Source organism: Bradyrhizobium sp. (genome assembly GCF_036009065.1).
In the GTDB taxonomy this organism is placed as follows: domain Bacteria; phylum Pseudomonadota; class Alphaproteobacteria; order Rhizobiales; family Xanthobacteraceae; genus Bradyrhizobium.
The window spans coordinates 1-9,723 of record NZ_DASYMN010000076.1; the positions used below are offsets into that span (position 1 = coordinate 1).

Consider the following 9,723-nt stretch of genomic DNA (forward strand, 5'->3'; position numbering starts at 1 on the left):
CTGGTCGGAGCGACCGGCAATGTCGGGCGGGAAATGCTCAACATCCTGGACGAACGCAAATTCCCCGCCGACGAGGTGGTGGCGCTGGCGTCACGCCGCAGCATGGGCGTCGAAGTGTCCTATGGCGACCGCACCCTGAAATGCAAGGCGCTGGAGCATTACGATTTCAGCGACGTCGACATCTGCCTGATGTCGGCGGGCGGCGCGGTGTCGAAGGAATGGTCGCCGAAGATCGCGGCTGCCAGCGCCGTCGTGATCGACAATTCGTCGACCTGGCGCATGGACCCGGACGTGCCGCTGATCGTGCCCGAGGTCAACGCGGATGCCGTTTCAGGCTTCGCCCGGAAGAACATCATCGCCAATCCGAACTGCTCGACCGCGCAGCTCGTGGTGGCGCTGAAGCCGCTGCATGACAGAGCGGTGATCAAGCGCGTCGTGGTCTCGACCTATCAATCGGTGTCGGGCGCCGGCAAGGACGCCATGGACGAGCTGTTTTCGCAGACCAAGGCGGTCTACACCAACAGCGAGTTGATCAACAAGAAATTCCCCAAGCGTATCGCCTTCAACGTCATCCCCGAGATCGACGTGTTCATGGAGGACGGCTACACCAAGGAAGAGTGGAAGATGATGATGGAGACCAAGAAGATTCTTGATCCCAAAATCAAGCTGTCCGCCACTTGCGTGCGGGTGCCGGTGTTCGTCGGCCATTCCGAGGCGGTCAACATCGAATTCGAGAATCCGATCTCGGCCGATGAGGCGCGCGACATCCTGCGCAACGCGCCGGGCTGCCTGGTGATCGACAAGCGCGAGCCCGGCGGCTACGTCACGCCCTACGAGGCCGCCGGCGAGGACGCCACCTACATCAGCCGCATCCGCGAGGACGCCACGGTGGAGAACGGCCTCGTGCTGTGGTGCGTGTCCGACAATTTGCGCAAGGGCGCCGCGCTGAACGCGATCCAGATCGCCGAATGCCTGATCAACCGCAAGCTGATCAGCGCCAAGAAAAAGGCGGCGGCGTAACCCCGTAGCGGAGCGGTGGACTTCACCCTCCCCTGGAGGGGGAGGGTCGCCGCGAATGAAATTCGCGGCGGGGTGGGGTGACGTGTTCATCCGCAGCTTCACCCCACCCCGTCGAGCATCTCACTTCGTTCGATGCTCGCCGACCCTCCCCCTCCAGGGGAGGGTAAGAGCGCCTACGAAACCTTGAGGCGGTACCCGCCAATGACCGAGCAACCGGCTCCCAATCGGCCCAATTCGACGCTGAAACGCGTCGAGACCGGATTCGAAAGCCTGCTGTTCAACAGCCGCTGGCTGATGGCGCCGTTTTATTTCGGCCTCATCATCAGCCTCGCGGTGCTGATGCTCAAATTCTTCATGGTGCTGTGGGAGTTCATCATCCACGCGCCGGGATCGAAAGAGTCCGACATCATCCTCGGCGTGCTCAGCCTGATCGACCTCTCGCTGACCGGCAACCTGATCCTGATCGTGGTGTTTTCCGGCTACGAGAATTTCGTGTCCAAGATCGACCCCGGCGGCCATCCGGACTGGCCGGACTGGATGACCAGGGTCAATTTCGGCGGCCTGAAGCAGAAGCTGCTGGCCTCCATCGTCGCGATCTCGGCAATCCAGGTGCTGAAGGCATTCATGAACATCGACACCATCTTCGATCCCAGCAAGCTCGCATGGCTGGTCGGCGTACATCTGGTGTTCGTGGTCTCGGCCGCGACGTTGGCGCTGTCCGACCGCTGGAGCGGCGGCGATCACGGCGGGGAGTAATCATCGTCATTGCCGGGCTTGACCCGGCAATCCATCCTTTCCGAAAGACTCTTGCGAAGAAGATGGATACGCGGGTCAAGCCCGCGTATGACGCTTATGAAGTCTGTGCCCCCCGCACCCCATAAAATTCCTTGGCCTCCTGATCGAGCACGAACAGCGAGCCCTCGGCGACGCCGAAATAGGCGCCGTGCAGGTGCAGGTCGCTTCGCTCGACCGGCTTCTTCACAAACGGAAACGTCATCAGGTTTTCCAGGCTGCGGAACACCGCGGCCTTCTCGATCCGGGTGACAAAGTCCTGCATCGTCTCGCGGTCGCGCTGCTCGACCTTCTCGCCGGGCTTGATGAACATCGACATCCATCTGCCGATGAAATCGCCTGGTGTCAGCGGTTCGATGTTGTCGATGAAGGCGCGGATGCCGCCGCATTGCGCGTGGCCGAGCACCACGATGTGTTTTACCCGCAGCACCTGCACGGCGTATTCCAGCGCCGCCGACACGCCATGGGCGCCGCCGTCGGGCTGATAGACCGGCACCAGGTTGGCGACATTGCGCACCACGAACAGCTCGCCCGGACCGGCGTCGAAAATCACCTCCGGCGAGACACGGGAATCGCAGCAGCCGATCACCATCACCTCCGGCGACTGGCCGCGCACCGACAACTCGCGATAGCGCGATTGCTCGGTCGGCAGCCGCTGCGACGTGAAAGCCCGGTAGCCCTCGAGCAGATGGGACGGAAAGGACGACATCGCAATGCCTAACCACACGCGGCCGGCGCTAACAAGTCTTTCGGGCCGCGGATTGAAATGTTATCGCGTGGGGTCTCACGATCGACAGGGAACAAAACCATGATCCGTCCGCGCCGCAGCCTGCTGTTCATGCCGGGGTCGAACGCGCGGGCGCTGGAGAAAGCCCGCAATCTGCCCGCCGACGGCATCATCCTCGACCTCGAGGATTCCGTCGCGCCGGACGCCAAGGCGACCGCGCGCGGGATGATCGCGGAGGCGGTCGCGGCCGGCGGCTTCGGCAACCGCGAAGTGCTGATCCGCGTCAACGCGCTGGAGTCGCCGTGGTGGATCGAGGACGTCAACATGGCCGGCAAGGCGCGGCCGGACGGCATCCTGGTGCCGAAGATTTCCAGTGTGAAGGACTTGACGGCGATCGCCGACCGGCTCAGCGACATCGGCGCCGCCATGTCGATCCGGGTCTGGGCCATGATCGAGACCGCGCGCGCGGTGCTGCATGTCGAGGAACTGGCCGCGGCCTCGCGCGATTCGGAAACGCGGCTGGCCGGATTCGTGTTCGGCCCCAACGACATTGCGCGCGAGACCCGGATCCGGATGCAGCCGGGGCGCGCCGCGATGCTGCCGATGATCACGCATTGCATTCTCGCCACGCGGCTGCACGGGCTTGAAATCCTCGACGGGCCCTACAGCGATTTCAGCAATGTCGACGGCTTTGCGCAGGAATGCGCGCAAGGCCGCGACCTCGGTTTCGACGGCAAGACCTTGATCCATCCCGGCCAGATCGAGGCCTGCAACGCCATCTTCACCCCGCCCGCCGAAGAGGTCGCGCAGGCGCGAAAAATCATCGCGGCGTTCGAGCGGCCGGAAAATGCCGCGCGCGGCGCGATCCAGCTCGACGGCGCCATGGTGGAGCGGCTTCACGCCGACATGGCGAGGCGCACCATCGCCATCGCCGACGCGATCGCGGCGATGGGGAAGTGACGAGTCACCGTGTCCCGGACGCGGTGCGGCATTCTTCATGCCGCTTCGCAGAGCCGGGACCCGGTTAAGCAAGCCGGGCCCCGGCTCTGCAGCGCACTGCTATGCGCTGCGCTGCGTCCGGGGCAGGCAGCAGCAGATCCGACATGCGCGGGGTCTATCCAAACTGCTCCGCCGCCCAGGCATGCAGGCTGCCCGGCGCAGGCGTCTCGTCGCCGCGGCCTTTTGGCGAAATGTGAAAACCGATGATTTCCGGATCATCGATCAGCGCGGAAAAATCCGACCGTTCGAAAAACAGTTCCGGCTCGGCGTGCACCGCGTAGAAGGATTTCTTCGGCAAGGCATGATGCAGCGCGCCGGTTCTGCGCGCCAGCGCGGTCAGCGCCGCGGGACCATAGATCGCGACGCGAATGTCGGAAAGACGCTGCGAGCCGCCGCGCAGCTTGCGCAGCATGAATGTCAGGCGATGGCGCAGCGCCAGCCAGTCCGGCGTCAATTCGTCTTGGCTCATCAGGTCTTCGAACGCCGCGACGATTGCATCGTCGGGCGGCAGATGCAGCACCGAGTTGCCGAGCTGGCGCGGCCGTTCCCATGCGAACAAGGGTGTTGCCGGATCGATCTCGACCGCTTTGAGCAGCAGCACGTCGGCGTCGAGCCAAAGGCCTTCGTTGCGCGCCATCAACCGCATCCGGAAAAAATCCGAAAACTGCAGCGTGGTCCAGTCGCGCCACGTTCCGTCAGGATTCGGCGGGCGCAATTTCTCGGAAAACGCGCGCGGCAGGATCGCCTCGGCCTCGGCATTGCCGACGCCGTCCGGCAATTCCGCCAGCGGCTCGAAACTGTAGACCGTGACGCTATGGCCGGCGGCGAGCTGCGATCGCAGGCACAGCTGCCTTAAGCGATCGAGTTTGCCATGCCAGAAGGTGACGACGTCGGGGAGCATGCGGCTCAGCTCACCTCTCCCCGAAGGGGAGAGGTGAGGACCGCTTCGACTCGAACTCATTCAACTCACGCCCAGGCGCGCTCCTGCCTCGCCTTCGCCTCGTAGCTGTCGATCGAGGCTTTCTTCTCCATCGTCAGCCCGATATCGTCGAGGCCGTTGATCAGGCAGTGCTTGCGGAACGGGTCGATCTCGAATTTTACGGTGCCGCCGTCGGGGCCGCGGATTTCCTGCGCCGCAAGATCGATGCTCAGCGTCGCGTTGGCGCCGCGCTCGGCGTCGTCGAACAGCTTGTCGAGGTCGTCTTGCGTCACGCGGATCGGCAGGATGCCGTTCTTGAAGCAGTTGTTGTAGAAAATATCGCCGAACGAGGTCGAGATCACGCAGCGGATGCCGAAATCCAGCAGCGCCCATGGCGCGTGCTCGCGGCTGGAGCCGCAGCCGAAATTGTCGCCGGCGACCAGCACCTTGGCGTTGCGATAGGCCGGCTTGTTGAGGATGAAATCCGGATTTTCCGAGCCGTCATCCTTGTAGCGCTGCTCCGAGAACAGGCCCTTGCCGAGACCGGTGCGCTTGATGGTCTTCAGGTACTGCTTGGGGATGATCATGTCGGTATCGACATTGATGATCTTCAAGGGCGCCGCGACGCCCTCCAGCGTGGTGAATTTGTCCATGGCACTGTTCCCGGATGTGAGGACGGGGTTGTAGCCCGATCGTGGCGGTGGTCCAAGCCCCAAATTGCTGCAGTTGACTGCGAGCCACACATACCTCCGTCATCCTGAGGAGCCGCGCGCTTGCGCGGCGTCTCGAAGGATGGCCGCGGGCGCCGCGCTTGTGGCCATCCTTCGAGGCTCGCCGCAAGAAGCGGCGAGCACCTCAGGATGACGGCGGTACTCGTGGCTACTCTGCAACTTGCGCCTCGATCGCTTCCATGTCGGCGTCCGAGAGGCCGAAATGGTGGCCGATTTCGTGGATCAGCACGTGACGGACGATGTGGCCGAGCGTCTCGTCGTGCTCGGCCCAGTAATCCAGGATCGGGCGGCGATACAGCCACACCATGTTGGGCAGCCGCGCCACGTCGTCATTGCTGCGGAACGGCAGCCCGACACCCTGGAACAGGCCAAGCAGGTCGAATTCGCTTTGCGCCTTCATCTCGCCCAGCACCTCGTCGGTCGGAAAATCGTCGACGCGGAGGATCACGCCTTCGCAGAGGTCGCGAAAACCCTTTGGCAGGCGCGCGAATACGTCGTGCGCCATGGCTTCCAACTCGGCCAACGAAGGCGCTTTTGCGGAGCTCCACATCGGTTCCGTTTAGAGGATCGGGCGCGACTTCGCAAAAGTTGGGATTTGGTATGGTTGACGGATGCGCGGCAATCGGAGACCGTAGTGCCGGTGCAGGTTTCTAGTTGAGGCTGACAATGCGGATCGGAAGTGCGGCACTCATGCTGGCGGTTGCCGGTACATTTCTGTTGCCGGTGGCCGGCGCGCAGGCGCAGAACGCGCCGCGGATCGTGCAGGCATCGCAGCCCGCCGGCACTGAGCTTTCCGCGCAGAGCCGCAGGGTCCGCCGGCCGCCGACCCGGATCAGGGTCTACCCGCGCTACAACCCCGACGATGTCTATCCGCGCTACTTTCCCGGCCGCAACGCCGTGCGCGACTGCACTGCCACTTTAGTGGAGGAATTCCGGCCCAGCGGCACGGTCATTACGCCGCGCATGAACTGCTTCTGGCGCCCCGGCTAGGGCAGCATATTCAGGACGCGTTCAGGCGCAGCCATCGACGTCTGATTCTTTAACTTGCACTCGCACAGCGCAACCTTTGCGGATTGTTATGTCACAAACGCAAAACGTGTAACGCTTGACTCCCGAAATTTTACCGCGAGAATATGTTATCAGGCGACATACGCCGCTATTCTTTTTCAGCATCTTCGCTTTCCGCGTGCGCGGTGCGCGTGAATTCAAGCAATTCGGTCCCAACTGAGGGAGTGGCATGATGACCCAAGGTCAAGACGCGGCACGCAGGGAAGTGCCCTATTTCGAGAATTCGCGGCTGATGGCGATCGCCATCAACGCCACCAATTCCAACCTGATCTGGCGCGCGCAGGACAAGCCGAACGGCCAGTGGGTGGACGACTGGGCCTGGGTCAACAACGCCAACCAGTACGACGTCATGGTCGCGGGCGTGGCGCGCGACGGCAGCGTGGTTGTGCTGGGACAGGCGAAGCCTGCGTCGGCGGTGCATTTCTATGTCGAGGCGCCGGACAGCAGTGGCGCGGCGGTGAAGTGGCTGGGTCCGGTCGATCTCGGTCTGCCGCCGGGCGTGCCGGGCTTCAGCCAGCTGGTCACCACCCGCGGCGGCGACGGCAAGGTCAATGTTTTCGGCCTGGCAAGGGACACCGGCTACGTCTGGTGGATTTACGAGAACCCGGACCGTATCGTCGAGGAGACCATCACGGTCACCCCGCCCGGCACCGACAAACCGATCACGATCACCGTACCGGTCTCGGCGCCGCCGCTGACGCCGTGGAGCGCGTGGCAGCAGCTCGCCGCGCGGAAACTCGAGGTCATGACCGCGGCCAACAACGGCGACACCACCATCGCGCTCGCCGGCACCGCCTTCGACGATGCGACGCAGCACATCTTCTATACGCGGCAGATGACCCCCGCCGCCCAGGCGCCAGGCGACTGGATTGCCTGGGTCGACATGACCCAAGGCCATTTCGACGGCTCAAGCCCGACGCTGCGGCTCGATCCGCTCGGCAGCCTCAATGTGATCGGGCTTGGTTCCGGCGGCGAAGTCGTCCACACCCGGCAGGTGCCCGCCAACAGCGACAGCTTCGCGCCATGGGCAAATCCGTTCCAGATCGGCACGGCGGCGGTCGGAATCGCCAACGGCATCGACGGCGACGGGCACATCGTGGTGGTCGCCGAGGACGGCGCCAAGACGGTCCGCGTCAACACCATGGCCGACACCGAAACCCAGCAGTGGTCGGGTTGGCAGATCCTCGCCACGGTTTTCCAGACCGGCCCGATGACGCTGGATTACAACGCCGACGGCCGGCTCACGCTGTTCCTTCGCGAGACCTCCGGACCGCAGCGGCTGCTGTGCAAGTCGCAGGTCGCCTTCAATTCGAGCTCGTGGGAGGCAAGCTGGACCCTGCTGTCGCGCAGCGCCCTCAGCCGCTACGGCGTGGTGCGGGATCTGACCCCGTAGCACGTAGGGCGCAATAAGCGCAGCGCATTGCGGCGCCGGGCGGTTTCCAGCAAATCAAGTGTCAAGACAACGGCGCGAAGCGGCGCAATAAACGATTGCGCCCTACGGACTAGCTTCGCTGTTCGCCGAATTGACACATCGCGATTCGTAGGGCGGATTAGCCAACCACGTCCGCTGTAGTTCAACGAGCGAATGCGGAAGGCGCAATCCGCCGTTTTGGTGTACGGGCATCGGCGGATTACGCCATCGGGCGCGCGTTCGCGCGACCCGTCGGCTAATCCGCCCTACGAATAAACCAGAGGGACGCCCAGGTGTACGACACGATCATCGTCGGCGGTGGCTCGGCAGGCTCGGTCATGGCCCACCGGCTCTCCGCCGGCAGCGCCAACAAAGTGCTGCTCTGCGAGGCGGGCCCGGACACGCCGCCCGGCAACGAGCCGCCCGAGATTCGTGACAGCTATTCGGGCACGGCGTATTTCGATCCGCGCTTCCACTGGACCGGGCTCAAGGTCACAACCGAGGTCGTCAGCCACAACAATCCGCAAGAGAATCCTCCGCCGCTGCGCAAATACGAGCAAGCGCGGGTGCTCGGCGGCGGCTCCTCGATCAACGGCCAGCTGGCCAACCGCGGCGCGCCCACCGATTACGACGAATGGCAGGCGCGGGGCGCTGCGGGCTGGAGCTGGAACGACGTGCTGCCCTACTTCAGGAAGGTCGAGCGCGACCTCGACTTCGACGGGCCGTTGCACGGCAAGGATGGCCGCATCCCGGTGCGGCGCATCCCGCAAGCGCACTGGACGGGGCTCGCGCGAGCCGCTGGCGAAGCCTGCAAGCTCGCGGGCTACGCCTTCCTGCCCGACCAGAACGGCGAGTTCGTCGACGGCTATTTTCCGGTGACGCATTCCAATCAGTCAGAGCAACGGGTCTCGGCGGCGATGGGCTATCTCGATGCTGAAACCCGCAGGCGCGCCAACCTGACGATCTCGACCAACACGCAGGTGAGCGAGCTGCTGTTCGAGGGCACGCGCTGCGTCGGCGTCAAGGCGCGCGTCGACGGCCGCGAACAAGATTTCCGCGGCCGGGAGGTCGTGCTGTCCTGCGGCGCGATCCATTCGCCGGCGCATCTCTTGCGCGCCGGGATCGGCCCGGTCGGCCAGCTGAAGGCGATGGGCATTCCGGTTCTGATGGGGCTTGAGGGCGTCGGCCAGCGGCTGATGGATCATCCCTCGATCGCGCTGTCGTCCTTTATCCGCCCCGGCGCGCGCATGAACGCCCACACCAGGCGCCATGTCCAGGTGGCGCTGCGTTACTCATCGGGGCTGTCAGGCGTACCGGGCGGCGACATGTTCGTCGTCGTGCTCTCCAAGTCGGCCTGGCACGCCGTCGGCGCGCAGATCGGCTCGCTGCTCACCTGCGTCTACAAGACCTATTCGGAAACCGGGCAGGTGAAACTCGCCTCGCGCGACCCATCGGCGGAGCCGGTCGTCGAGTTCAACCTGCTGTCGGATCGCCGCGACCTCGAGCGGCTGATGAGCGGCTTTCGCAAAATGGCGGCGCTGCAGATCAGCGCGCCGCTTCAGGCGGTGACCGACAAGCCGTTCCCGGCCTCGTATACGGACCGCGTGCGCAAGATCGGCGTGGTCAACGCCAAAAACCGCATCCTCACCGCGATCGCCGCCGCGCTGATGGACGGGCCGGCGGCGCTGCGCAGCGCCATGATCGACAACTTCATTGTCGAAGGATTCACCTTCGACCAGGTGATGCGCGACGACGAGGCGCTGGAGGCCTTCGTGCGCAAGGCGGCGATCGGCGTGTGGCACGCCTCGTGCACATGCCGGATGGGCAGGACGGACGATGCAATGGCGGTTGTCGATGCCCAAGGCCGCGTCAAGGGCATCCAGGGTCTGCGCGTGGTCGATGCCTCGATCTTCCCCGTGGTGCCGTGCGCCAACACCAACTTTCCAACCCTGATGGTGGCGGAAAAGATCGCGGCAGGCATGATGCAATGAACGGCATGCCCCCTACATACGCGGCTTTGCCGGGGGTAGACCGTAGGGCGGATTAGCGCAGCGTA

General features: G+C 64.1%; 10 protein-coding genes. 6 read left to right on the forward strand and 4 right to left on the reverse strand.

The annotated features are described in order from the left end of the window. A partial coding sequence (locus tag VGP39_RS05020) for an aspartate-semialdehyde dehydrogenase (RefSeq protein WP_327567007.1) occupies positions 1–1,020 on the forward strand: 1,020 nt, incomplete at its 5' end. Positions 1,021–1,221: 201 nt separating this feature from the next. Further along, positions 1,222–1,776, forward strand: coding sequence for a TIGR00645 family protein (locus tag VGP39_RS05025; protein ID WP_327567008.1), 555 nt, complete (start codon positions 1,222–1,224; stop codon positions 1,774–1,776). Between the two features lie 94 nt (positions 1,777–1,870). Here the strand turns inward: VGP39_RS05025 and VGP39_RS05030 are convergent, their stop codons facing one another. Continuing rightward, positions 1,871–2,521, reverse strand: coding sequence for a carbonic anhydrase (locus tag VGP39_RS05030; protein ID WP_327567009.1), 651 nt, complete (start codon positions 2,519–2,521; stop codon positions 1,871–1,873). 99 nt (positions 2,522–2,620) lie between these two features. Here VGP39_RS05030 and VGP39_RS05035 point away from each other — a divergent pair, with 99 nt between their 5' ends. Beyond that, complete coding sequence (locus VGP39_RS05035; protein ID WP_327567010.1) at positions 2,621–3,499, forward strand: CoA ester lyase; 879 nt, start codon at positions 2,621–2,623, stop codon at positions 3,497–3,499. A 154-nt stretch (positions 3,500–3,653) separates the two neighbouring features. Here the strand turns inward: VGP39_RS05035 and VGP39_RS05040 are convergent, their stop codons facing one another. The 3 genes from VGP39_RS05040 to VGP39_RS05050 all read right to left on the reverse strand — a co-directional run bounded on the left by VGP39_RS05040 (position 3,654) and on the right by VGP39_RS05050 (position 5,738). Next, positions 3,654–4,439: a hypothetical protein gene (locus VGP39_RS05040; protein WP_327567011.1), complete on the reverse strand. Its 786-nt coding sequence runs from the start codon at positions 4,437–4,439 to the stop codon at positions 3,654–3,656. Between the two features lie 65 nt (positions 4,440–4,504). Beyond that, positions 4,505–5,110, reverse strand: coding sequence for a 3-isopropylmalate dehydratase small subunit (gene leuD / locus VGP39_RS05045; RefSeq protein WP_327567012.1), 606 nt, complete (start codon positions 5,108–5,110; stop codon positions 4,505–4,507). A gap of 226 nt (positions 5,111–5,336) precedes the next feature. Further along, a complete protein-coding gene (locus tag VGP39_RS05050; protein WP_327567013.1) occupies positions 5,337–5,738 on the reverse strand; it encodes a metallopeptidase family protein in 402 nt (133 codons plus the stop codon). A 116-nt stretch (positions 5,739–5,854) separates the two neighbouring features. On the opposite strand from VGP39_RS05050, the gene VGP39_RS05055 reads away from it, so the two are divergent. From VGP39_RS05055 to VGP39_RS05065, 3 genes are all read left to right on the forward strand, one after another. Then, the gene (locus tag VGP39_RS05055) at positions 5,855–6,178 is read left to right on the forward strand and encodes a hypothetical protein (RefSeq protein WP_327567014.1); all 324 of its coding nucleotides are present in this window, start codon (positions 5,855–5,857) and stop codon (positions 6,176–6,178) included. Between the two features lie 250 nt (positions 6,179–6,428). After that, positions 6,429–7,649, forward strand: coding sequence for a hypothetical protein (locus tag VGP39_RS05060; RefSeq protein ID WP_327567015.1), 1,221 nt, complete (start codon positions 6,429–6,431; stop codon positions 7,647–7,649). Positions 7,650–7,960: 311 nt separating this feature from the next. Next, on the forward strand, positions 7,961–9,658 hold the full coding sequence (locus tag VGP39_RS05065) for a GMC family oxidoreductase (protein WP_327567016.1): 1,698 nt from the start codon (positions 7,961–7,963) through the stop codon (positions 9,656–9,658). The last annotated feature ends 65 nt before the right edge of the window (positions 9,659–9,723 follow it).

What these genes read in the sequence shown, in the direction of transcription:
- VGP39_RS05025 (WP_327567008.1), top strand. Translation starts at nt 1,222, where the DNA reads ATGACCGAGCAACCGGCTCCCAATCGGCCCAATTCGACGCTGAAACGC.
- VGP39_RS05030 (WP_327567009.1), bottom strand. Translation starts at nt 2,521, where the DNA reads ATGTCGTCCTTTCCGTCCCATCTGCTCGAGGGCTACCGGGCTTTCACG.
- VGP39_RS05035 (WP_327567010.1), top strand. Translation starts at nt 2,621, where the DNA reads ATGATCCGTCCGCGCCGCAGCCTGCTGTTCATGCCGGGGTCGAACGCG.
- VGP39_RS05040 (WP_327567011.1), bottom strand. Translation starts at nt 4,439, where the DNA reads ATGCTCCCCGACGTCGTCACCTTCTGGCATGGCAAACTCGATCGCTTA.
- leuD (WP_327567012.1), bottom strand. Translation starts at nt 5,110, where the DNA reads ATGGACAAATTCACCACGCTGGAGGGCGTCGCGGCGCCCTTGAAGATC.
- VGP39_RS05050 (WP_327567013.1), bottom strand. Translation starts at nt 5,738, where the DNA reads ATGTGGAGCTCCGCAAAAGCGCCTTCGTTGGCCGAGTTGGAAGCCATG.
- VGP39_RS05055 (WP_327567014.1), top strand. Translation starts at nt 5,855, where the DNA reads ATGCGGATCGGAAGTGCGGCACTCATGCTGGCGGTTGCCGGTACATTT.
- VGP39_RS05060 (WP_327567015.1), top strand. Translation starts at nt 6,429, where the DNA reads ATGACCCAAGGTCAAGACGCGGCACGCAGGGAAGTGCCCTATTTCGAG.